Source organism: Bizionia sp. M204 (assembly GCF_023205095.1).
Taxonomy (GTDB): Bacteria; Bacteroidota; Bacteroidia; order Flavobacteriales; family Flavobacteriaceae; genus Algorimicrobium; species Algorimicrobium hallyeonense.
In genome coordinates this window covers 165,507-188,141 of the sequence record NZ_CP046242.1, presented here as the reverse complement: position 1 = coordinate 188,141, position 22,635 = coordinate 165,507, and the positions used below count along the sequence as shown (strand labels likewise).

At 33.3% G+C, this 22,635-nt stretch carries 25 protein-coding genes; 13 read left to right on the top strand and 12 right to left on the bottom strand.

Going from position 1 to position 22,635, the window contains the following annotated elements; translation table 11 throughout:
• Positions 1-5: 5 nt before the first annotated feature.
• The 13 genes from lysS (at position 6) to GMA17_RS00875 (ending at position 12,363) form a co-directional block, all read left to right on the top strand.
• Positions 6-1,700: a lysine--tRNA ligase gene (gene lysS, locus GMA17_RS00935; protein ID WP_248398106.1), complete on the top strand. Its 1,695-nt coding sequence runs from the start codon at positions 6-8 to the stop codon at positions 1,698-1,700.
• Between the two features lie 224 nt (positions 1,701-1,924).
• The gene (locus GMA17_RS00930) at positions 1,925-3,055 is read left to right on the top strand and encodes a DUF262 domain-containing protein (RefSeq protein ID WP_248398104.1); all 1,131 of its coding nucleotides are present in this window, start codon (positions 1,925-1,927) and stop codon (positions 3,053-3,055) included.
• Positions 3,048-3,539: a HEPN domain-containing protein gene (locus GMA17_RS00925; RefSeq protein ID WP_248398101.1), complete on the top strand. Its 492-nt coding sequence runs from the start codon at positions 3,048-3,050 to the stop codon at positions 3,537-3,539. The genes GMA17_RS00930 and GMA17_RS00925 overlap by 8 nt, the downstream gene beginning before the upstream one ends.
• A gap of 220 nt (positions 3,540-3,759) precedes the next feature.
• Positions 3,760-4,668, top strand: a complete 909-nt coding sequence (locus GMA17_RS00920; RefSeq protein WP_248398099.1) for a restriction endonuclease — start codon at positions 3,760-3,762, stop codon at positions 4,666-4,668.
• A gap of 156 nt (positions 4,669-4,824) precedes the next feature.
• Complete coding sequence (locus GMA17_RS00915) at positions 4,825-5,058, top strand: hypothetical protein (protein ID WP_248398097.1); 234 nt, start codon at positions 4,825-4,827, stop codon at positions 5,056-5,058.
• On the top strand, positions 5,055-6,116 hold the full coding sequence (locus GMA17_RS00910; RefSeq protein WP_248398095.1) for an LPO_1073/Vpar_1526 family protein: 1,062 nt from the start codon (positions 5,055-5,057) through the stop codon (positions 6,114-6,116). Before GMA17_RS00915 ends, GMA17_RS00910 begins: the two co-directional genes overlap by 4 nt.
• Positions 6,117-6,263: 147 nt before the next feature.
• Positions 6,264-6,884, top strand: a complete 621-nt coding sequence (locus GMA17_RS00905; protein WP_248398093.1) for a hypothetical protein — start codon at positions 6,264-6,266, stop codon at positions 6,882-6,884.
• Between the two features lie 153 nt (positions 6,885-7,037).
• Entirely contained in the window at positions 7,038-7,895 is an 858-nt protein-coding gene (locus GMA17_RS00900; RefSeq protein WP_092209146.1) for a DUF4595 domain-containing protein, read from the top strand.
• A 153-nt stretch (positions 7,896-8,048) separates the two neighbouring features.
• Positions 8,049-8,639 carry an HD family hydrolase gene (locus tag GMA17_RS00895; protein WP_248398091.1) on the top strand — a complete coding sequence of 197 codons (591 nt, stop codon included), beginning with the start codon at positions 8,049-8,051 and terminating at the stop codon, positions 8,637-8,639.
• Between the two features lie 22 nt (positions 8,640-8,661).
• Entirely contained in the window at positions 8,662-9,414 is a 753-nt protein-coding gene (locus tag GMA17_RS00890; protein ID WP_248398089.1) for a DJ-1/PfpI family protein, read from the top strand.
• A 307-nt stretch (positions 9,415-9,721) separates the two neighbouring features.
• On the top strand, positions 9,722-10,411 hold the full coding sequence (locus tag GMA17_RS00885; protein ID WP_248398086.1) for a DUF6090 family protein: 690 nt from the start codon (positions 9,722-9,724) through the stop codon (positions 10,409-10,411).
• Positions 10,412-10,605: 194 nt separating this feature from the next.
• Positions 10,606-11,136, top strand: a complete 531-nt coding sequence (locus GMA17_RS00880; RefSeq protein ID WP_248398083.1) for a YceI family protein — start codon at positions 10,606-10,608, stop codon at positions 11,134-11,136.
• A gap of 60 nt (positions 11,137-11,196) precedes the next feature.
• A complete protein-coding gene (locus tag GMA17_RS00875; protein WP_248398080.1) occupies positions 11,197-12,363 on the top strand; it encodes a M28 family peptidase in 1,167 nt (388 codons plus the stop codon).
• 7 nt (positions 12,364-12,370) lie between these two features.
• Here the strand turns inward: GMA17_RS00875 and GMA17_RS00870 are convergent, their stop codons facing one another.
• The 12 genes from GMA17_RS00870 to secY form a co-directional block, all read right to left on the bottom strand.
• On the bottom strand, positions 12,371-13,285 hold the full coding sequence (locus GMA17_RS00870) for a dimethylarginine dimethylaminohydrolase family protein (protein WP_248398078.1): 915 nt from the start codon (positions 13,283-13,285) through the stop codon (positions 12,371-12,373).
• A 60-nt stretch (positions 13,286-13,345) separates the two neighbouring features.
• Positions 13,346-14,632: a citrate synthase gene (locus GMA17_RS00865; RefSeq protein ID WP_248398075.1), complete on the bottom strand. Its 1,287-nt coding sequence runs from the start codon at positions 14,630-14,632 to the stop codon at positions 13,346-13,348.
• Positions 14,633-14,827: 195 nt separating this feature from the next.
• A complete protein-coding gene (eno, locus tag GMA17_RS00860; RefSeq protein WP_248398072.1) occupies positions 14,828-16,123 on the bottom strand; it encodes a phosphopyruvate hydratase in 1,296 nt (431 codons plus the stop codon).
• Between the two features lie 135 nt (positions 16,124-16,258).
• Positions 16,259-17,362 carry a glutamine-hydrolyzing carbamoyl-phosphate synthase small subunit gene (carA, locus tag GMA17_RS00855; RefSeq protein WP_248398069.1) on the bottom strand — a complete coding sequence of 368 codons (1,104 nt, stop codon included), beginning with the start codon at positions 17,360-17,362 and terminating at the stop codon, positions 16,259-16,261.
• 300 nt (positions 17,363-17,662) lie between these two features.
• Complete coding sequence (gene rplQ / locus GMA17_RS00850) at positions 17,663-18,139, bottom strand: 50S ribosomal protein L17 (protein ID WP_248398067.1); 477 nt, start codon at positions 18,137-18,139, stop codon at positions 17,663-17,665.
• Positions 18,140-18,197: 58 nt separating this feature from the next.
• Positions 18,198-19,190, bottom strand: a complete 993-nt coding sequence (locus tag GMA17_RS00845; protein WP_092209896.1) for a DNA-directed RNA polymerase subunit alpha — start codon at positions 19,188-19,190, stop codon at positions 18,198-18,200.
• A gap of 93 nt (positions 19,191-19,283) precedes the next feature.
• A complete protein-coding gene (gene rpsD, locus GMA17_RS00840) occupies positions 19,284-19,889 on the bottom strand; it encodes a 30S ribosomal protein S4 (protein WP_092209894.1) in 606 nt (201 codons plus the stop codon).
• Positions 19,890-20,066: 177 nt separating this feature from the next.
• The gene (gene rpsK / locus GMA17_RS00835) at positions 20,067-20,450 is read right to left on the bottom strand and encodes a 30S ribosomal protein S11 (protein ID WP_066252543.1); all 384 of its coding nucleotides are present in this window, start codon (positions 20,448-20,450) and stop codon (positions 20,067-20,069) included.
• A gap of 106 nt (positions 20,451-20,556) precedes the next feature.
• A complete protein-coding gene (gene rpsM / locus GMA17_RS00830) occupies positions 20,557-20,931 on the bottom strand; it encodes a 30S ribosomal protein S13 (RefSeq protein ID WP_066252542.1) in 375 nt (124 codons plus the stop codon).
• A 2-nt stretch (positions 20,932-20,933) separates the two neighbouring features.
• Positions 20,934-21,050, bottom strand: a complete 117-nt coding sequence (gene ykgO, locus GMA17_RS00825; RefSeq protein WP_013305171.1) for a type B 50S ribosomal protein L36 — start codon at positions 21,048-21,050, stop codon at positions 20,934-20,936.
• 13 nt (positions 21,051-21,063) lie between these two features.
• Positions 21,064-21,279 (bottom strand): translation initiation factor IF-1, encoded by a 216-nt coding sequence (infA, locus tag GMA17_RS00820; RefSeq protein ID WP_007094967.1) that lies wholly within the window; start codon positions 21,277-21,279, stop codon positions 21,064-21,066.
• A 7-nt stretch (positions 21,280-21,286) separates the two neighbouring features.
• Positions 21,287-22,633 (bottom strand): preprotein translocase subunit SecY, encoded by a 1,347-nt coding sequence (gene secY, locus GMA17_RS00815; RefSeq protein ID WP_248398064.1) that lies wholly within the window; start codon positions 22,631-22,633, stop codon positions 21,287-21,289.
• Between the last annotated feature and the right edge of the window lie 2 nt (positions 22,634-22,635).

Below are 22,635 nucleotides of genomic sequence, written 5' to 3'. Positions count from 1 at the left end.
AAAATATGTCGCAGTTATCAGAAGTGGAAATCGTAAGAAGAGAGAAGCTTGCCAAGTTACGTGAGTTAGGTATTAACCCATATCCCGCAGATTTATATCCTGTAAAAGAAACTTCTAAACAGGTCAAACAGCATTTTTCTGAAGGCAAAACCGTTATACTGGCTGGACGTTTAATGTCGCGACGTATTCAAGGAAATGCTAGTTTTGCGGAACTTCAAGATAGTGCGGGTCGTATTCAAGTATATTTTAATCGCGATGAAATTTGCACAGGAGATGATAAAACAAAATACAACACCATATATAAAAAGCTTCTGGATATTGGCGATTTTATAGGTATTGAAGGTGAACTTTTTACCACCCAAGTAGGCGAAAAGACCGTTATGGTTAAAGACTTCACCTTATTAAGTAAAACGCTAAAACCCTTACCACAGCCCCGTGAAGATGCTGAAGGTAAAATTCATGATGCCTTTACAGATCCAGAGCAACGTTACAGACAACGCTATGCTGATTTGGTGGTGAATCCGCATGTAAAAGAAATTTTCATTAAACGCACCAAACTGTATACAGCTATGCGTAATTTTTTTAACGACGCTGGCTACTTTGAAGTGGAAACGCCCATTTTACAACCTATTCCTGGCGGTGCAGCAGCCCGACCATTTATAACACACCACAACAGTTTGGATATACCTTTGTATATGCGAATTGCCAACGAATTATACCTAAAACGCCTAATAGTTGGTGGTTTTGATGGTGTTTATGAATTTTCTAAAAACTTCCGTAATGAAGGTATGGACAGAACCCATAATCCGGAATTTACGGCTATGGAAATTTATGTTTCCTATAAAGATTACAATTGGATGATGGATTTTTGTGAGCAGTTATTGGAGCATTGTGCAATTGCTGTAAACGGAACATCTAAAGCTACTTTTGGCGAACACAGCATAGATTTTAAAGCACCGTATGCACGTGTTACTATGGCTGAATCCATAGCACATTTTACCGGATTTGATATTACAGGAAAAAGCGAAGCTGAAATTTTTGAAGCCGCCAAAGGCATGGGGATTTCTGTAGATAAAACCATGGGTAAAGGCAAACTGATTGATGAAATTTTTGGTGAAAAGTGCGAAGGAAATTACATCCAACCAACTTTTATTACCGATTATCCAAAGGAAATGAGCCCGTTATGTAAAGAGCATAGAGACAATCCAGAATTAACCGAACGTTTTGAACTCATGGTTTGCGGTAAAGAAATTGCCAATGCCTATTCAGAATTAAATGACCCAATAGATCAGCGCGAACGTTTTGAACACCAATTAAAACTAGCCGCAAAAGGTGATGATGAAGCTACCGAATTTATTGATTACGACTTTTTACGTGCTTTAGAATACGGTATGCCACCAACATCAGGTATGGGAATTGGCATGGACCGACTCATTATGTTTTTAACCAACAACCAATCCATACAGGAAGTATTATTCTTCCCACAAATGCGACCAGAAAAAAAGCAAGTTGCCATTAGCGAAGATGCCAAAGCCGTTTTGGAGATTTTAAAAAAATCAGAAAAACTAGCTTTAAACGATTTAAAGGAAGCATCAGGATTAAGCAACAAAAAATGGGACAAAGCCATTAAAGACTTAACAAAAAACAAAGTTGCTAAAGTGGAAAAAACAGAGGACGGTTTATTTGTGGAAGTGGTATAAATAAAACCCTTACCCATCCTGATAAGTTTCGGAAAGAAATTTTTGTTATAAAATTAAAAGGCTTACTAGTTAGTAAGCCTTTTTTGTTACCTAAAAATAAGTATCTTTATAGGATAACAGTAACTTAAAACTTACTATATCCTGACGCAATTACGGGATATACCTAATAAAAGATACGATATAAGGAGTTGGGCACAATTTGAGGAAAAACAGAAATAATAAGAATGGAAAGAGAACATATTGAACAAATACCAGAGGAAGTAAATGATGCTTACTCAAATGATGATTTATACAATATAAATTCTTGGGGAGCCGATTTATCTTTCAGAGAGCTGATAACAATGTATGATGAAGACGAATTATTAAAACCCGAACTACAAAGATATTATGTTTGGGATAAACCAGAAGCAAGTAGATTTATTGAATCTATTCTTCTAGGTTTACCTGTTCCTAGTATTTTTCTAGCAAATACCAGCGATAATAAAAAGTTAATCATTGATGGTTATCAAAGAATTATGACTGTTTTTGACTACGTTAAAAAGGGTGTATGGAGAAAAGATGGGAAAACATTTAAGCTATCGAACACAGATAAAATTAATGATAGATACAGAGGAAAAGCTTTTTCTGAACTTCCAGAACAAGACCAAAGAAGATTAAGAAGTACAACTATTCACGCAATTGTTTTTGAACAAAAAGCCCCAAATGATAATGACACTAGTTTATATCAAGTTTTTGAGAGAATAAATACTGGTGGAAGAGCTTTAATGCCTCAAGAAATTAGAAATTGTGTTAATCAAGGTCCATTTAATGATTTATTGTTTGAATTAAATAAAAATCAAAACTGGAGAATTCTCTTTGGTAAAAATCTAGTCGACCCGAGAATGCGTGATATGGAATTTATATTACGTTTTCTAGCTTTAGATACTGAATTCATAAAAAATAATGAATCTTCAAATATTTCTCTAAAAAAGTACTTGAACGAGTTTATGGGTTCTGAAAATTCGCAAAATATGTCAATTATAAATGAGCGAAGAGAGAAATTTGAATATGTTATGAATTTTATAATTGAAAACATAGGAGAAAATGCTTTCTATAATATTACAGCAGGAGATGATAAAAAAATTCGAAAAAGATTTTATCCAACTATTTTTGACTCTATATGTCCTGCAATAGCTATTGCTCATAGACATTTTGGAGAAGATATTCCGACAGAAAATTTAGAACAAAAAAGACTAGCTCTACTAAAAGATGAAGAATATAAAACTTTCATATCTGAAGGAACAATGCAAATTTCTCACATTCACGGTCGTATAAATAAAGCGTTAAATTATTTATTTGGTATAAGTTATGAATAACACAAACGCCCAGGAGAGTATAGATGTTTGTGTAGATGAACTTCAAAGAATATTTCATTTAATTGAAGGTCTAGGTCATATGTCACCAATTGTTCCTTTTCTAACTAATTATAGTATTGTAAGAGCTTGTGGAACAATTGAATTTTGCTTTAAGACTATTATATCAGATTTGCATTCTGGACATTCAACACAAGTTCAAAATTACGTTGACAATACAATTAGAAATAGTTCTATGAATCCAAGTAGAGATAATATTTGTAGAACATTAAAAAGGTTTGACGTAGATTGGAATTCCAATTTTAAGCAACGTTTAAACGAACACGCAAATTCAGAACGTCTAAAAGATTCTATTGATTCTTTAAATACTGCAAGAAATTCATTTGCACACGGAGATTCGCCATCTTCCTCTTTTGAAAATATTAGAAATTATTTTAATGACTGTGTAGAAATAATGAATATGCTAGACGAAGTTGTAAATGAATAAAAAAACTGTGCCCAACACCGTATATAGCTCATAGCTAATTAGTTGCTTAATCAAAGTTAAGGTATATTTGGAAAGTCGCCAAATTTTTAAATTTGACGATTTACAATAAAAAGATAAATAGTAAAATTTAAAAATCTGGTTTGTGCTCAATCCGAAAATAATCGCTAATTTACACGCTACGAGCCATATACAATACCGTTGCCAGTAATTTGAAAAACCAATGATTGACTTCAAAGAAATAGACCAAAATGGAGAAGAATGGGAATTATTCTGTAGAGATTTTCTTGAATATCTTGGTTATTATATTGAAAGTACGGTTGATAGAGGTCCAGATGGAAAAAAAGACTTGATAGTTTCTGAACACCTAAAAGGAAATCTTGGAAATTATAAGTTTAAATGGTTAGTAAGTTGCAAACACTTTGCGAATAGAGCAAATAGTAATTCCGTTAAGGAAAGTGATGAACCTAACATATTAGAAAGAGTAGAGTCTTTTAACTGTGATGGTTATATTGGTTTTTATTCCACGGTTGCATCTTCTGGACTGAATACAAGATTAACTCAATTAAAAGAGAACGAAAAAATTAAAGACTTTAGAATTTTTGATTATAAATTAATCGAGAATTATTTAATTAGAATCGGTTATTCTGACCTTTTAATGAGATATTTTCCAATCAGTTACAAACAGATTAAACCATTACATTTAGTTACGAATAAATATATTCCATTGGAATGTAAAACTTGTGGAATAGATATACTTGAGGAAATGTACAACAATCAGTACCACGCAAATTTCGTTCAAATATTTAGCTATGCAAATGATAATAAAACTGAACATATCCACGATGTATATTGGGCTTGTAAAGGAAGATGTGATGATATTATAAATTACAATTTACCCAAAGGAAAATACACTAATTGGCAAGATATTGGAGATATAATTATTCCGACAAAATATATTGAATGGATTTTAGCAACTATAAATTATATTAAAAGTGGTAGAAACACTTATGAGGAAGAGGCTTTTAAAAAAGAAAAAGCTTTCATAGTTGCCGTATCTCAAAAAGTTGTTAGAGAAATGACTCAAGAAGAAAAAGATAGAATTGGGACTTTAAAAGAATATGGATTATAAAAAACTACTGGCAACAATATATAACCGCAATTACGGCGGATTCGACTACGTCCGAATCCACTCGGAATTGCTAAAGCCTGTGCTAAACCGAAACTAAACGCTAATTTAACCCGTAACTGACGGTTATACGAGACCGTTGTGTGCAATTAGAACAAAATGAAAAAGACACTATTAATATTAAATATTGCTGGACTTCTTGCAGCTTTGATATGGTTAATGGTTGATGCAACTTGGGAACCATTAGTCACTTCAATTGGACTTGTCGGAGCTTTAATTGCCCAAATATCAAGTAATAAAAATTCAGCAGAAAAAACAGTTTTAAAACAAAAAGGAGGAAAAAACTCAAAAAACTATCAATCCAAAGGAGACATTAACATTACTAATAAATGATAAGCGATAAAAACAAAAAACAAGAAGGAGGCGATGGTTCTTCCAACATTCAAGCAGAAAATGTTAATGTTTACAATACCGGCATAACTTATACTGATGCTAAAGAAATAGCATTAGATGTTTTTAAAACGAACTTTATTCATTTAAAAAACGAAGCCGCTCAAATTGCAGCAGAAAGAGCAGAAGAGATAACAGAAAATATTTTAAAAACTCTAAACGATAAGCATCCAGAATCTTTGAAAGAATTTGAGCAACCAGCAATGCAAGATGCTTTATTTACAGCACAAAAGGAATATGCCAAAAGTGGAGATAAAGATTTAGGAGATTTATTGGCAGATATAATTGTAGACCGTGCAAATGTCTCTAAAAGAAATATGCTTCAAATCGTTCTGGATGAATCATTGACTATAGCATCGAAATTAACTGTAGAACAGTTGGACACATTAACTTTAATTTTTCTATTAACAAGAACTCGAAGAATGGTTTTGAGGAATTATAACGACTTTCAAAATTATTTAATTCAATATATTTTCCCGTTCGTTGACAACTTAATTATTGATAAAGAACATTATAATTATTTAGAATATTTGAGATGTGGACATATTAGAACTGGTAATTACGGACAACTTGAGAGCAATTTAAGAGAAACTTATAAAGGCTTTTTTTCAAAAGGATTTACGATGGAGGAATTTGATAAGGAGTTTGAAGAAAACAAACCAAATGTTCAAGGTCTTATAATTCCTTGTTTCCACGATATTACAAAACTTCAATTAGGGGTATTTGATGACCAAACTCTTGACCAACGAATAACCGAAAGAGGGTTTGAAGATGAACAAAAGAATAAGTTGAAAGCATTTTTCAACAAAACAACTTTTTCACAAAAGGAGATTAAGGATAAGTTAATTGCTTTTAATCCTAAAATGGAAAAAGTTTTTAATGTTTGGAAAGACTCTTATTTTAATCAATTTGAATTATCTCACGTGGGAATTGCTATTGCACACGCGAATTATAGACGAAGAACTGGTGAGACTATGGACTTATCAATTTGGATAAAATAACTGCACACAACAATGGCTATAAGTAATTGCTTGTTCTCGCCTAATTCTGAAAATCCTCGCGGATTTTCAGTTTGGTACGTACTTGCAAAGTTTCGTGCTAAACCACGCAACTACTCATAGCCGATACCGTTGGCATTAATTTGAAAAATGAACTTAACGAAAGAAATTACAAGTCGAAAATTGAATTTCGAACCACAAGTTGAAATTTCAAATGATTCGATTAAAATAAAAGATATTGGAATTTCGATTGACCTAATCGAAAACTTTGTGATTGCCGAAAAAGAAACTTTCAAAAAATTCAAAGCTGAATACCAATTTCCTGAAAATTCAGAACTTAATAAAAAAGACAGAGAAAATTTTGCAGACGCAATTTTCGAACCGATTTTTATTCTGGAAAATATCGAAAAGAAAAGACCGATTATCGCTTGTTATCTTTTCGATGTTCGAGCATTAAAAGGAAAAAACAATCTGAATATTAGAAGTATAAATAAGTTTGAGTTAATGTGGACTTCATATTTAGCGGAATCCAAAAATGACCGAAGACTGAATGCAAAACGAATTGTAACAAACGGACTGAATGGAGCAATTTCGGAAACTTATCGATTTGAATACAAAACAAATAATGGTTCGGAAAACAAACTTTCGAATTTAAAAATATTGACAATTGAAATTAAAGATTACGTTCTGACTTTTTACATTGTGGACGATGAAAAAAACCGATTGAATCAAGCAGAATTGGAAAAATTTATAAACGGAATAAAAAACTAATGCCAACAATGTATAACCGCAATTACGGCGGATTCGACTACGTCCGAATCCACTCGGAATTGCTAACTACCGTGCTTAACCGAAAAGCCTCGTAAATTTACCCGTAACTGTGGTTATACTAAACGTTAGCAAACATTTGAAAAACCAAACTTTATGAAAAAAAACAAATTATTTTTAGCCCTAATTTTACTAAACATTGTATTATTTTCTTGTTCATCTGATGATAACCCTGTAACACAAGAACCTGAACCAGAACCAGAAGAAACAATCAAACTCGTTAAAACAGAAAAAATATCCGACACTAGAAAAGTTGATTATATTTACGATGGAAACGATTTACTTTCTAGTTTGACTGGAGTTTATAACAGCTTTATATATGTTTCTGACTTCACTTATAACTCTACAAATAAAATAACGGAATGGAATTATCAAGAGAGTGGTTCATCAACTTACAGCGACAATTACGCATACTCTTACGATGCTAATGGAAAACTATCCAGCTACACAGCAAATAATGAAAGTGTAAATTTAGAATACAATAACAACATAGTAACTGTTACTGGAATGATTGAAGGCAATGCAGGTTCGTCAGCTGATTTAGAATTAAATCCCAATGGATTAATTATTAAATTAACTGAAAGTAATCAATATACAAATTTCGAGTATGATTCGAATGGAAATATGACAACAGCTAAATCCTATGATAACTCTGACAACCTTTTGCTTGAATACACTTTGACTTATGACAATAAAGTAAATCCTTTTTATGGACAATTAGAATCTATATACATTGAGCGTTTCATAGAATTCTTTTGGGAATTTGAAGGAATATATATAAGCGGATTTGAAGGTTATAGTTTTCCTTTTTTAAAGAACAACATAGCTTCAATTTCTAAAACAGGAGCAGAAACTACAACATACACTTATACTTATGACAGTGATGATTATCCAACCAATGTCTTTGGAGACACTTCTGGGAATACAATTACATTTGATTTAGAATATTATTAAAAAAAACTGTGTATAAAAAATGCTTGTTTTAGTGCTTAACCAAAAGGAAAGTGCGTGTTTGCTTTCTTCCGATTTTCGTTCCGAAAATCCTCTGACACAAACACGCACTTTTCATACACGTTGCCCACAATACAAAAAAACAGAAATCTAAAAATGAAAACCGAGAAATTATTAAAGCAAATTGATTTTATAAAAGAAATTGATAAAATAAAATATATTCAAAGACGGACAAAATTATTTAATAGTGACAGACGCGAAAATGATGCAGAACATAGTTGGCATTTAGCAATGATGGCAATTGTTTTAAGCGAACATTCTGATTATGAAATTGACTTATTAAAGGTCATCAAAATGGTCTTAATTCACGATATAGTTGAAATAGATGCAGGCGACACGTTTATTTACGACCAAAATAAAAACCACGAAAATACTGAAGAAGAATTAAAATCAGCCCAACGGATTTTTGGACTTTTACCAAAAGAGCAAGCAGAGGAATTTATCAAAATTTGGACTGAATTTGAAGAAGGAATATCCAATGAAGCGAAATTTGCAAGGACTATGGATAGACTTGAACCTTTGTTACAGAATACATCAAATGATGGTGGAACTTGGAAAGAATTTGGAGTTAAATATCAAACTGTTTATGATAAGAAAAAAGTAATTAAAAACGGCTCAACCGAACTATGGAAATTTGCCGAAGACCTTATTAATGAAAGTGTCGAAAAGGGTATTTTAGAAAAATAAGTGATAATAAAATTAGAGAGTAATGAAAAAAAATGGAATTTTATTAATGATTTTTGCGACTATTTTAACGAGTTGTAACACAGACAAATCAAAAACGAAAGTAGAAAATCCCGAGTTCACAAAAACAGAATTGAAAACGGATACGCTGACAAAACATCTAAAACCCTTTAATCCAGAGTTGCCGACAATCGGACTTTTGATGTATAACGGAGTTTTACAAAGTGAAGTAATTGCAACATCTGATGTTTTTGCAAAACCTACCGAAGATGGAAAACAACTTTTTAACGTTATTTCAATAGCAGAAACTGAAAATCCAATAACAACGGAAGAAGGAATGCATTTCGTTCCTGATTATACTTTTGAGAATTGTCCAAAACTGACCGCACTTTTTGTACCAAGTGCTTATGATATGTATGCGCAAGTTCACAACGAAAAAATCTTAAATTTCATAAAAGAGAGAAATAAGGAAACAAAATATACTGTGAGCAATTGTGCAGGAGCACAACTAATCGGAAAATCGGGAATTGCGGACGGACACAAAATTGTTACTTGGATTGGTGGTGGCGAACAATTACAGAAAGATTATCCAAACTTAAAAGTTCAGGACGATAGTTTGGTAACTTTTGTTGAGGATGGAAAATTTCTTTCCTCAAATGGAAATTTAGCGAGTTATATTTCTGCATTGAATTTAGTGGAAAAAATGACCAGTCCTGAACATAGAGAATTTGTAGAAAGTTATCTATATCTCGACCGACTTAAAAATTGGAAAGAATAAGTACTGTGGGCAACACACGTATAAAACAAATAAAAACTTCTAATTTATTTCTAAGAAGAAAGTATCCTACTTTAAATTTTAAAATAAATCAAGCTCAACCATGAGAAGCATCTACTGCTAACACTCTAAATAAAAAATGCTTATTTTAGTAGGTAACAAAAAGGAAAGTGCGCGTTGGCTTTCTTCCCATTTTTGTTTCGGAAATTTGCTGATGCAAGTACGTATTTTTCATACATAAAACCTTGGGCTCTCATTATGACCAACCAAAAACCAAATGATAAAATTTTTTAAAAGAATACGTCATACTATGCTGAAGGAAAATAAATTCAGCAAATACCTAATTTATGCTATTGGCGAAATTATTCTTGTGGTTATTGGTATTTTAATTGCGTTAGCCATAAACAATTGGAACACACAAAAAGATAACCGGATAAAGGAAAAAGTAGCCTTGTCCGAAATATTTCAAGGTCTTAAATCTGACCAACAACAGCTCATTGAAATTAATACCCAAGAACGCGAAGTAATAAGATTTATAGATTCCTTGAATTTAGAATTTAAACATAGAGGCCGTTTTTCAAACGATAGCCTACAAGTCTATCTAGGTAAAGCATTAGTTGGCCAACGGCCCAAATTTGTTACAACACCTTATGAGGTTTTAATATCCAATGGAATTGGATTAATACAGGATAAAGATATCCGGTACGGCATTGCCAAATATTATGGTAGAAGTGTTCCTGATTTAGAAACTGATGGTAACGACTTGTTTCAAGAATGGTATGATGCATTATTACCCATCATACAGAAAAAAGCTGATTATTGGGTATTAGGTGAAATTCTTGTTCCTTATGCTTTGGATTCCATTTTCGATAATGACGAATTGTTTCGCGTATTAAAAACCAATCGTGACAATCACTATCAAATGGAATTAAACTCTAAAAAAATGCTTCTTGAAAATGAAACATTACTAAAAAAAATTAAACCCAAAATACAAAAATAACGAAAGCGCAACACAAGCATAAAACAAATAAAAATCAGGTCACCACATCCCCTATTCATTACAATCCCCACTTAAATAATGTGTGGTACTGCTATACATTCCTACAAATAGCATTAATTGTAATTCCTTTTTCTTATTTTTAAAGAAATGAACGGGTTGTAACAACCCCTTATTCCATATAAAATTATTTCACTATGAAAACTATTAAGACCGCTGTGCTCATCCTATTGGTTTGTGTAGCTAGCATGCAAGCACAGGCCCAAACCATTATCACGAACAAATCTGAAGTGAATTTTAAAATTACTGGTGGTGGAATTTTTAATGTAAAAGGCACGTTTACTGGTATGAAAGGTGATTTTAACTTTGATAAATCCAATTTAAACAGTGCCAATTTTGACATTTGTGTGGATGCTAAATCCATTGATACAGACAATAATAAACGTGATACTCATTTGCGTTCTGACGATTTTTTTGAAGTAGACACCTATCCAACTATCTGTTATAAGTCTACTTCCGTTATAAAAACAGATTCTGGCTACGCCACTACAGGCGCACTAACCATTCATGGTGTTACCAAACAAGTAACAATTCCTTTTACCTTTATAAACAACACCTTTCAAGGTGCTCTTGAAATTAACCGTTTTGATTATAATATTGGTGAAGATTTTGGAACCTTCCGGGTGGGAACCACGGCAAGTGTTCAGATAACATGCCAAGTAAAGTAAATGCTTCATTTTTCCTTCTTTGTTAAAATTTGAACTATTTTAGCATTTTAAACCCCAATTATGAAATTATCTTACCTAACATTTACCTTATTATTACTTTTCGTTTACCCAAAAAACACATCAGCACAAAGCTATAATTCGTTTTATGGCAGTGTTGTAAACAACGTTTCGGCCGCAAACATTTTAGCAGATTTAACAACCTTTGAAGGTTTTGGTATTAAAGAATTAGGCTCTACCCCATTAAACAACACTAAAAATTGGCTCGTAGATCGTTATCAAAATTTAGGTTATACCGCTATTGAGGAGCAAGCATTTTCAGTTTCAGGAAATACAACTTATAATGTAATTGTTACTAAAACAGGAAGTCTATATCCCAATACTTATGTTATAATTGATGCACATTACGATACTATTAATGGTCCTGGAACGAATGATAATGGCTCTGGAACTGTTTTACTATTAGAAATGGCGCGACTTTTTGCCAATGTAGATACCGAATATTCTATAAAATTTATTCACTTCAGTGGCGAAGAACTAGGTCTATTAGGCAGTAATTATTATGTTAACAATACAGTTAACCCTGAAAATTTAGATATTAAATTAGTGCTTAATATTGACCAAGTTGGCGGTACAAATGGCGCTAGTAATTCGACAATTGTTTGCGAAGAAGACCGCAGTAATCCGTCAGGAAACAATGCGGCTTCCTCTGCTGTAACGCAAACTTTGGCTACCTGCATAGAACTCTACTCGACTTTAAATACGGAAATTTCTTATGCCTATGGTTCCGATTATGTGCCTTTTGAAAACAACGGCGAAATAATAACGGGTTTATATGAAAAAAATGAAACACCGTACTCACATACAGCCAACGATTTACTAGCAAATATGGATCCCAATTATCTGTTTCAAGTTACAAAAGGTGCTCTTGGCGCGGCTTTAGAATTTGCAGTTTCTACCAATCCATTAAGTATGGAAACACATAATATAAATGGTGATATTAGCGTATTCCCAAACCCAACATCTGGAAATTTAAATATTCAACTAACAAATGCTTTAGGCAAAAATACGACTCTAACAATCTATAATATGATTGGAAAAAGCGTTTTTGCTACCCAATTCCATACCAGTAATAACGTTGTAGATTTATCACATCTAGCTCGTGGTTTATATTTAGCCGTTATTGAAAATGATTCTCAAAAAACAACCAAAAAAATTATTATTAACTAAGCATACATTAATCACGAATTAAAGGCATCGTACTGCAGCGCAACAAGCCTTCCTGCTTTGCTATTTCGGCATAAGGAACTTCTTCAACGGTTATACCATTGCTACGTAACCATGTGTTTAAGCGGGTAAAATTCTTTTCGGAGATCACAACATCTTCTGAAATAGAAAATACATTACTATTCATATTATACATTTCATCTCGCGTAATATGAAATAGGTTTTCTTTTCCAAATAAATCTACCAAATACATATAATCGCTTTCCTCACGGAAACCACTTTTATAAATAATGCCTTTATTTTTTCCAACCGGTTGAAAGCAGCAATCCAAATGAAGTGCGTTATCACGAGGTTCTATTTTAGATTTCACCAAATCGAATTCCTTAACAATTTTATTCGGAAATAAATCCTTTATATATTGAACACCTGCCATATTGGTTCTGGCCGTGATATAGTTTTTATAATCACTCCCCTTATAGGTTCCAACAAAAATATAATCATTCCAAAGCATGACATCACCACCTTCAATATGAACATCTTCAGGCGGGCGAACTACTTTTTTCGGGTCTATCTGATCAATAATATATTGAACAGCTTCCAACTCCTCTTCACGATTAGGTAGTATATTAGCTTTTACAAATACATCATCAATAACAAAGGCTATATCGCGTGTAAAAATCTGATTGCAGTCTTCTATTAGTTCTGGTCTGTAAACTTTAACATTATACTTCTCAAAAACATCAGCCACGGCTTGCATTTCTTTAACCATATCCGCTTCTATAGGGTAGGTTCCTGCTTTTATGTGCTCCAATGATTTTGGATCATAAGCTTCATCTTCAGTTGGTGTTGGACCATTACTAATGGCTGTACCTAATACAACGGCACGTAATCTAGATGTTTCGTTTTTAACGTTTAATTTTAGCATAGCATAAATATAAAAAAGCTTCATTAATAAAAATGAAGCTTTTGTATGGTATATAAAATATTATCTTTTATCAATAGTCTTAAATGGTCTTAAGGTTTCGCCTACATAAATCTGACGTGGACGACCAATTGGCTCATTATTCAAACGCATTTCTTTCCATTGCGAAATCCATCCTGGTAAACGACCTAAAGCAAACATTACTGTAAACATATCGGTTGGAATACCCATAGCTCTATAAATAATTCCCGAGTAGAAATCGACATTTGGATATAACTTACGATCTACAAAATACGGATCTTGTAGCGCTTCTTGCTCCAATGCTTTTGCAATATTTAGAATAGGATCTTCAACCCCTAAATCGCTTAAAATTTCGTCTGCTGCTTTTTTAATGATTTTAGCTCGTGGATCGAAATTCTTATAAACACGATGTCCGAAGCCCATTAATCTGAATGGATCTTCTTTATCTTTAGCTTTCGCCATGTATTTTGCTGTGTCTCCACCATCGGCATTAATAGCTTCAAGCATTTCCAATACAGCTTGATTAGCACCTCCATGAAGAGGTCCCCAAAGTGCCGAAATACCCGTAGAAAGAGATGCAAATAATCCAACATGAGATGAACCTGCAATTCTTACGGTTGAAGTGGAACAGTTTTGCTCATGATCGGCATGAAGAATCAATAACTTATCCAACGCATTAATTACAACAGGATTAAATTTATATTCTTCATTAGGTTGCTTAAACATCATTTTTAAGATGTTTTCAACATAGCCTAAATTTTTGTCGCCATAGTCTAATGGCAAGCCATTTTTCTTTCTAAACGTCCACGCTACTAATACCGGGAATTTACCCAATATTTTTACAATAGCCTTGTACATATCCTCTTCGGAATTCACATTTACAGAAGATGGGTTGAAAGCCGTTAACGCACTAGTTAACGATGCAATAACACCCATTGGATGTGCTGATTTTGGAAATGCATCTACTATTTTGCGAACATCTTCATCTACAACAGACTGTGCTTTGATATCCGTATGGAATTTATCTAACTGGGCTTGCGTTGGTAATTCACCAAAAATTAATAAGTAAGCAACCTCTAAAAAATCAGCTTTTTCAGCTAGCTCTTCAATAGAATAACCACGGTACCTTAAAATTCCTTTTTCACCATCTAAAAACGTAATTGCGCTTTCGCAAGAACCTGTGTTTTTATAGCCTGGATCTAAAGTTACAACGCCATTGGTTGCACTTCTTAAATTTTTAATATCGATTCCAACTTCATTTTCTGTTCCTTTAATTAAAGGAAATTCGTGCTTCTCGCCATTAATTTCTAAAGTAGCTGTGTTTGCCATATATCTATTTAATTATTATAATGTTTATTTGAATTCTTTCGGGAATACGAAAATACGAAATATCTCCCTATTTTTAAAGTCAATTAACAAGGTTTTATCAATAAAGATATTGGCAAAACTGATACAAAAAAATAGCGATTATTAGGAGTCTAACAATCGCTATTTATTATTATGTTTTATAAAGTAGATTGGCGCTTACCTTTTAACTTTAAAGGCTTTGCCTTTTGGAAAGTAAGCTGTATCGCCTAATTCTTCCTCAATACGTAATAACTGGTTGTATTTTGCCATACGATCACTACGAGATGCCGAACCTGTTTTAATTTGTCCACAATTTAAAGCTACTGCTAAATCCGCAATGGTATAATCTTCAGTTTCACCAGAACGGTGAGACATAACGGATGTATAACCTGCATTATGTGCCATATTTACGGCTGCAATGGTTTCTGTTAACGTCCCAATTTGGTTAACTTTAATTAGAATGGAATTTGCGGTTTGGGAATCAATTCCTTTAGATAAACGCTCCACATTAGTTACAAACAAATCATCGCCCACTAATTGTACGTTATCACCAATTAATTCGGTTAAATATTTCCAACCGTCCCAATCGTTTTCATCCATAGCATCTTCTACAGAGATAATCGGATATTTACGACATAATTCTGCGATATAATCAGCTTGTTCTTTGCTGGTTTTCACTTGACCTTTGGTGCCTTCAAATTTTGTGTAATCGTAATTTCCGTTCACATAAAATTCGGCAGCAGCACAATCCAAAGCAATCATTACATCATCGCCTAGTTTATAACCTGCGTTATCTACTGCTTTTTTAATGGTATCCAAAGCATCCTCTGTTCCGCCTCCCAAATTAGGAGCAAAACCACCTTCATCACCAACGGCTGTACTTAATCCACGATCATGCAACACCTTTTTAAGGTGATGGAAAATTTCGGTTCCCATTTGCATGGCATGAGTGAAATTTTTTGCTTTAACGGGCATTACCATAAATTCTTGGAATGCAATAGGAGCATCACTATGCGAACCGCCATTAATGATATTCATCATTGGTACGGGAAGTGTATTGGCTGATACACCACCTACATAACGGTATAATGGTAAACCCAACTCATTGGCAGCGGCTTTTGCGGCAGCCAGAGAAACACCCAAAATGGCATTGGCTCCTAATTTTGATTTATTGGGTGTACCATCTAATTCCATCATGACTTGGTCTATCGTATTTTGTTCAAATACAGATGTACCTAGTAATTCTTGCGCAATAATGGTATTGACATTTTTAATAGCTTTAGTCACACCTTTTCCCATGTAAGCGGTTCCACCATCGCGTAATTCAACAGCTTCATGTTCGCCAGTGGAAGCACCGGAAGGGACAGCTGCGCGCCCTAAAAAACCGTTTTCTGTAGTAACATCTACTTCTATAGTTGGATTACCACGTGAATCTAAAATTTGTCTGGCGTGAATGTCTATAATTATGCTCATAAGATTAATTTTAAGTTTACTATTTAGCAGTTTACATTTATGGTTTACTTTGATACACGGAAACTGCCAATTTATACTATTATATTTATAATAAATAAACCTCAAAGAATTAGATAGTTCCTTGAGGTTTTAGGATTATGCGTTTTTGATGTTTTCAATAAATTGGTCGAATAGATAGGAGGCATCATGCGGTCCAGGACTTGCTTCTGGATGATACTGCACTGAAAAACAATTTTTAGTTTTCATTTTAATACCGGCAACCGTATTATCATTTAAATGTACATGGGTAATTTCAATGTCTGGATGCTGTTCTGTTTCTTCTTTATTAATTGCAAAACCATGATTTTGCGATGTGATTTCACCTTTTGTGGTAATTAAATTTTTAACTGGATGATTTATTCCACGATGACCATTATGCATTTTATAGGTTGAAATTCCATTAGCCAATGCAATAACTTGATGCCCTAAACAAATACCAAATAATGGTAAATTACGCTTTATAATTTCTTTAGCTAAAGTTTGTGCATCCACAAGTGGTTCAGGATCACCAGGACCATTGGATAGGAAATAGCCATGTGGTTGAAAGGCTTCTAAATCTTCAAATTTAGCATTGAAAGGAAATACTTTTATATAAGCATCTCGTTTGGCTAGATTTCTTAAGATATTCTTTTTTATCCCAATGTCTAAAGCGGCTATTCTATACGTTGCATTTTCATCACCATAAAAATAGGGTTCTTTGGTAGATACTTTAGACGCTAACTCAAGGCCATCCATATTTGGAACATCTGCCAATTGTTTTTTTAAAGCCTCAATATTTTCAACATCTGTAGAAATAAGAGCATTCATAGCACCATTATCTCTTATATAGCTAACAAGTGCACGTGTGTCCACATCTGAAATAGCTAATACATTATGTTTTTCAAAAAATTGTTCTAAACTTCCTTCTGCGGAAGGTCTTGAATAATTGTAGCTAAAATTTTTACAAATAAGTCCCGATATTTTAACGGATTCAGATTCCATTTCGTCTGCATGGGTTCCATAGTTACCAATATGCGCATTGGTGGCAACCATTAACTGTCCAAAATAAGATGGATCTGTAAAAATTTCTTGATAACCGGTTGTTCCTGTATTGAAACACACTTCGCCAAAAGCAGTTCCTTTTTTACCGATAGATTTTCCGTGAAAGATTGTTCCGTCTGCTAATAGAACTATAGCTTTTTCTCTTTTATTATATTTCATTTCTAAAAAAAGGTTTTGCAAAATTGCATAAAAAAAAGGATATTTTAAAGCATTTAGTGACTAAATTATTTAGAGTTTTAGATAGTCGTAATACTGCACTGAATTTCCTGATACTAGTTAAAATGAAAAAACTTACATACATAAAGCATATGAAAGAATCCGTAGCTCTATTTAATTTTATAATTAGGCTTAAATTTCATTTGATAATAAAATTTGAAACTAAAACCTTAAAGTGCTCAACAAAAAAAAGGGTAACATTTTATGTTACCCTTTGGTTTATGTAAGAAAATAAAAAAAATTCTATTCCTCTTCCTCGTTTGAAGCTTTAGTTTCTGTAGCAGGTGCAGCTGCTGTTTTAGAACCACTTCTTCTACTTCTACGTGTTGTTTTCTTAGTTGCTTTATCAGCATTGTAGATTTCGTTATAATCAACTAACTCTATCATAGCCATATCAGCGTTATCTCCTAAACGATTACCTAATTTGATAATACGTGTATAACCACCTGGACGATCAGCAATTTTTGGTGCTACATCTCTGAATAATTCAGCAACTGCCTCTTTTTGTCTCAATCTAGCCATAACAATACGTCTGTTGTGAGTCGTATCTTCTTTAGATTTTGTAATCATTGGCTCAACAAATTGCTTTAAGGCTTTTGCTTTAGCAACTGTTGTGTTAATACGCTTATGTTCAATTAATGAACAAGCCATATTAGCTAACATTGACTTTCTGTGTGCAGTTTTTCTGCTTAAGTGGTTTACTTTTTTTCCGTGTCTCATGACATTTGTTTTATCATCTTGCTACTAAACTCGACATCGAGGAGCAAAATATGATTAATTAATCTTTATCTAATTTGTATTTCGATAAATCCATTCCGAAATTAAGTCCTTTAACGTTTACAAGCTCTTCTAGCTCTGTTAAAGATTTTTTACCGAAGTTACGGAACTTCATTAAATCGTTTTTGTTGAATGATACCAAGTCGCCTAAAGTATCAACTTCAGCAGCTTTTAAACAATTTAATGCACGTACTGACAAGTCCATATCAACCAATTTGGTTTTCAATAATTGTCTCATATGAAGTGATTCTTCATCATATGTTTCAGTCTGTGCAATTTCATCAGCTTCTAATGTAATACGCTCATCGGAGAATAACATGAAGTGGTGAATAAGTGTTTTAGCAGCTTCAGTTAACGCATCTTGTGGGCTAATTGAACCATCAGTAATGATTTCGAAAACTAATTTTTCGTAATCTGTTTTTTGCTCTACACGGAAATTTTCAATGCTATACTTAACATTTTTGATTGGTGTGTAAATAGAATCTGTAAAAATAGTACCAATTGGTGCAGAAGCTTTTTTATTTTCTTCAGCAGGTACGTATCCTCTACCTTTTTCTATGGTAATTTCCATGTTGATGTTTACTTTAGGATCTAAATTACAGATTACTAATTCTGAATTTAATACTTGGAACCCTGAAATAAACTTTTGAAAATCGCCTGCTTTAATTTGATCTTGACCAGAAATTGAAATAGAAACAGATTCGTTATCTACATCTTCAATTTGTCTTTTAAAACGGACTTGTTTTAAATTTAAAATAATTTCTGTAACGTCTTCAACCACACCTGCTATTGTTGAGAATTCGTGATCTACGCCTTCAATTCTAACGGATGTAATTGCAAAACCTTCTAAAGAGGATAATAAAACTCTTCGTAAAGCATTTCCTACTGTTAAACCATAACCTGGTTCTAAAGGTCTGAATTCGAATTTACCTTCGAAATCAGTTGAATCGATCATGATTACTTTATCAGGTTTTTGGAAATTAAATACTGCCATATTGTTCTTCGTTTTAATTGTTATTCAGTTGCGCGATTTAAAAGTATGAAGAAGACTAATAAATCCTTTGGCTAAATACCAATATGTTAATTATTATTTAGAATATAGTTCGACGATGAATTGCTCGTTGATATTTTCTGGAATTTGAATTCTTGCAGGAACCGATACATACGTTCCTTCTGATGTAGAATTATTCCAAGTAATCCATTCGTAAACGTTACTTGAATTTGCTAATGAGTTAGTGATGGCTTCAAGTGATTTTGATTTTTCTCTAACAGCAACAACATCACCAGCTTTAAGTTGGTAAGATGGAATGTTTACTATTTCACCGTTAACCGTAATATGTCTGTGAGACACTAATTGTCTAGCACCACTTCTAGAAGGAGAAATTCCCATTCTGAAAACAACGTTATCTAGACGTGATTCACATAATTGTAACAACACCTCACCTGTAATTCCAGGTGCTGCTGTTGCTTTCTTAAACATATTTCTGAATTGCTTTTCTAAAATACCATAGGTGTATTTTGCTTTTTGCTTCTCCATTAATTGGATTGCGTATTCAGATTTTTTTCCACGACGCTTATTAGCTCCGTGTTGACCTGGAGGGTAATTTCTTTTTTCAAAAGATTTATCTTCTCCGAAGATAGCTTCGCCAAACTTACGAGCTATTTTTGTTTTAGGACCAGTATATCTTGCCATAATTAAATTTGTTATGAGAGTGATTATGAATTAAGGTCTTAATCTTATCCTTCGATAATCGTTAGTCTCTCGTTGATACTTGTTAAAATTTATTTTTTTCAGTTTGCAAATTTACATATAAATATTGACATCAACTATAAAAATATAGTTGATGTCAAATAATATACTATCTGTAAATTATACGCGTCTTCTTTTAGGAGGACGACATCCATTATGCGGTAATGGCGTAACGTCTATAATTTCTGTTACTTCTATACCTGCGTTATGAATTGATCTAATAGCAGATTCTCTACCATTACCTGGACCTTTAACATACACTTTCACTTTCTTTAAGCCAGCTTCTGTTGCTACAGCAGCAGCGTCTTCAGCAGCTAATTGTGCAGCATATGGTGTGTTCTTTTTAGATCCACGGAATCCCATTTTACCAGCTGATGACCATGAAATTACATCGCCTTTTTTGTTGGTAAGAGATACAATGATATTGTTAAATGAAGCCGTTATGTGAGCTTCACCAACTGCGTCTACGATTACTTTACGTTTTTTTGTACTTGACTTTGCCATATGATTATAGTTTCTAGTTGTTAGTTTTTAGTTGTTAGAATCCTAAACATTGCTATTTCAAACAGATTCATCTAACGGCTAAACTCTAATGACTAATGTCTATTTATTATTTAGTTGCCATTTTTTTGTTAGCAACAGTTTTTCTTCTACCTTTTCTAGTTCTAGAGTTGTTCTTAGTACGTTGACCACGTAATGGAAGTCCAGATCTATGACGAATACCTCTGTAACATCCAATATCCATTAATCGCTTAATGTTTAATTGTGTTTCAGAACGTAATTCACCTTCAATAGTGAACGATCCAACAGATTCACGAATGTTTCCAATTTCGTCGTCCGTCCAATCTTGAACTTTAGTACTTTCTTCAACTTTAGCTTGTGCTAAAATTTCTTTTGCTCTACTTCTACCTATTCCATAGATATACGTAAGCGAGATAACACCTCTTTTGTTTTTTGGTATGTCTACACCTGCAATTCTTGCCATAATTATCCTTGTCTTTGTTTGAATCTAGGATTCTTTTTGTTAATCACGTAAAGTCTACCCTTTCTGCGGACGATTTTACAGTCTGCACTTCTCTTTTTAACTGATGCTCTTACTTTCATCTGTTCCTTTTTATTAGTATCTATAAGTTATTCGAGCCTTCGTTAAATCGTAAGGACTCATTTCTAATTTCACTTTATCCCCTGGTAACAACTTAATGTAATGCATACGCATTTTACCAGAAATATGTGCTGTCACAATGTGACCGTTTTCTAATTCAACACGAAACATAGCATTTGATAATGCTTCTATAATTGTTCCGTCTTGTTCAATTGCTGCCTGTTTTGCCATGGTATAATTATTGAGCTACTGCTTTTCTATTTTTACCTGTTTTCATCAAGCCATCATAATGTCTGTTTAACAAGTATGAATTTACTTGTTGCATTGTATCAATAGCCACACCCACCATAATTAAAAGTGAGGTTCCACCGAAAAACAATGCCCATCCAGATTGTACACTCATAAGTTTAACGATAATCGCCGGGAACACAGCAATAAGTGCTAAAAAGATAGAGCCAGGTAAGGTTATTTGCGACATAACTTTATCTAAATATTCAGATGTTTCTGTTCCTGGACGGATGCCTGGAATAAAACCACCACTACGCTTTAAGTCATCTGCCATTTTATTGGTAGGTACTGTAATTGCCGTATAAAAATATGTAAATACTATAATTAATAATGCAAATACTAAATTATACCAGAAACCAAATATGTCTGCAAAGTTAGTTGCCATCCATTGTCCAGTTGCCGTATCTTTCAAGAAGGATGATCCACCAATTAAACTTGGTACGAACATAATAGCTTGTGCAAATATAATTGGCATAACTCCTGAAGCATTAAGCTTTAAAGGAATATACTGTCTAGATCCAAATACGTTTTTCTCATAACCACCAGAAGCCGTTCTTCTTGCGTATTGTACCGCAATTTTTCTAACTCCCATGACCAGCATGATTGAAGCCAAAATAATTAGCAACCAGATTACCAATTCAAAAAGAATTAGCATAACACTGTTTGATTCTAATCTTGAAGATGCGTTTAGCAAAAAGTTTTTAGGTAATGTAGCAATAATACCCACCATAATTAATAATGAAATACCATTACCAATTCCTTTATCCGTAATTTTTTCACCTAACCACATCGCGAAGATACAACCAGTTACTAAAATGATAACAGATGAGAAATAAAACAAACCGCCTTGACCTAATAAGAATGCCGATGGTGGAATTCCTAAAGCTGGTAAACTTGCTAAATATCCTGGAGCTTGAACCAAACAAATAGCAATGGTTAACCATCGTGTTATTTGATTAATTTTCTTTTGTCCACTAGCACCTTCTTTTTGTAATTTTTGCAAATACGGAATAGCAATTCCCATTAACTGAACTACAATAGAAGCCGAGATATAAGGCATAATACCCAATGCAAAAACAGAAGCATTTGCAAACGCACCTCCTGTAAAAGCATTTAATAAACCTAATAAACCGTCTTCAGTACTACCTTGTAAACCTTCTAATTGCGCCGCATCAATACCAGGTAATACAACCTGTGCACCAAAACGATAAACTAATAAAAGACCTAATGTAACAATAATTCTGTTTCTTAATTCTTCTATTTTCCAAACATTTTTTAATGTCTCAATAAATTTCATGC

What these genes read in the sequence shown, in the direction of transcription:
- GMA17_RS00885 (WP_248398086.1), top strand. Translation starts at nt 9,722, where the DNA reads ATGCTGAAGGAAAATAAATTCAGCAAATACCTAATTTATGCTATTGGC.
- rpsK (WP_066252543.1), bottom strand. Translation starts at nt 20,450, where the DNA reads ATGGCAAAGTCAAGTACAAAAAAACGTAAAGTAATCGTAGACGCAGTT.
- GMA17_RS00900 (WP_092209146.1), top strand. Translation starts at nt 7,038, where the DNA reads ATGAAAAAAAACAAATTATTTTTAGCCCTAATTTTACTAAACATTGTA.
- carA (WP_248398069.1), bottom strand. Translation starts at nt 17,362, where the DNA reads ATGAAATATAATAAAAGAGAAAAAGCTATAGTTCTATTAGCAGACGGA.
- GMA17_RS00865 (WP_248398075.1), bottom strand. Translation starts at nt 14,632, where the DNA reads ATGGCAAACACAGCTACTTTAGAAATTAATGGCGAGAAGCACGAATTT.
- lysS (WP_248398106.1), top strand. Translation starts at nt 6, where the DNA reads ATGTCGCAGTTATCAGAAGTGGAAATCGTAAGAAGAGAGAAGCTTGCC.
- GMA17_RS00895 (WP_248398091.1), top strand. Translation starts at nt 8,049, where the DNA reads ATGAAAACCGAGAAATTATTAAAGCAAATTGATTTTATAAAAGAAATT.
- GMA17_RS00915 (WP_248398097.1), top strand. Translation starts at nt 4,825, where the DNA reads ATGAAAAAGACACTATTAATATTAAATATTGCTGGACTTCTTGCAGCT.
- GMA17_RS00880 (WP_248398083.1), top strand. Translation starts at nt 10,606, where the DNA reads ATGAAAACTATTAAGACCGCTGTGCTCATCCTATTGGTTTGTGTAGCT.
- GMA17_RS00910 (WP_248398095.1), top strand. Translation starts at nt 5,055, where the DNA reads ATGATAAGCGATAAAAACAAAAAACAAGAAGGAGGCGATGGTTCTTCC.
- GMA17_RS00890 (WP_248398089.1), top strand. Translation starts at nt 8,662, where the DNA reads ATGAAAAAAAATGGAATTTTATTAATGATTTTTGCGACTATTTTAACG.
- infA (WP_007094967.1), bottom strand. Translation starts at nt 21,279, where the DNA reads ATGGCAAAACAGGCAGCAATTGAACAAGACGGAACAATTATAGAAGCA.
- GMA17_RS00905 (WP_248398093.1), top strand. Translation starts at nt 6,264, where the DNA reads ATGAACTTAACGAAAGAAATTACAAGTCGAAAATTGAATTTCGAACCA.
- rpsD (WP_092209894.1), bottom strand. Translation starts at nt 19,889, where the DNA reads ATGGCAAGATATACTGGTCCTAAAACAAAAATAGCTCGTAAGTTTGGC.
- GMA17_RS00845 (WP_092209896.1), bottom strand. Translation starts at nt 19,190, where the DNA reads ATGGCAGTATTTAATTTCCAAAAACCTGATAAAGTAATCATGATCGAT.
- GMA17_RS00930 (WP_248398104.1), top strand. Translation starts at nt 1,925, where the DNA reads ATGGAAAGAGAACATATTGAACAAATACCAGAGGAAGTAAATGATGCT.
- rpsM (WP_066252542.1), bottom strand. Translation starts at nt 20,931, where the DNA reads ATGGCAAGAATTGCAGGTGTAGACATACCAAAAAACAAAAGAGGTGTT.
- secY (WP_248398064.1), bottom strand. Translation starts at nt 22,633, where the DNA reads ATGAAATTTATTGAGACATTAAAAAATGTTTGGAAAATAGAAGAATTA.
- GMA17_RS00925 (WP_248398101.1), top strand. Translation starts at nt 3,048, where the DNA reads ATGAATAACACAAACGCCCAGGAGAGTATAGATGTTTGTGTAGATGAA.
- eno (WP_248398072.1), bottom strand. Translation starts at nt 16,123, where the DNA reads ATGAGCATAATTATAGACATTCACGCCAGACAAATTTTAGATTCACGT.
- rplQ (WP_248398067.1), bottom strand. Translation starts at nt 18,139, where the DNA reads ATGAGACACGGAAAAAAAGTAAACCACTTAAGCAGAAAAACTGCACAC.
- GMA17_RS00875 (WP_248398080.1), top strand. Translation starts at nt 11,197, where the DNA reads ATGAAATTATCTTACCTAACATTTACCTTATTATTACTTTTCGTTTAC.
- GMA17_RS00870 (WP_248398078.1), bottom strand. Translation starts at nt 13,285, where the DNA reads ATGCTAAAATTAAACGTTAAAAACGAAACATCTAGATTACGTGCCGTT.
- GMA17_RS00920 (WP_248398099.1), top strand. Translation starts at nt 3,760, where the DNA reads ATGATTGACTTCAAAGAAATAGACCAAAATGGAGAAGAATGGGAATTA.
- ykgO (WP_013305171.1), bottom strand. Translation starts at nt 21,050, where the DNA reads ATGAAAGTAAGAGCATCAGTTAAAAAGAGAAGTGCAGACTGTAAAATC.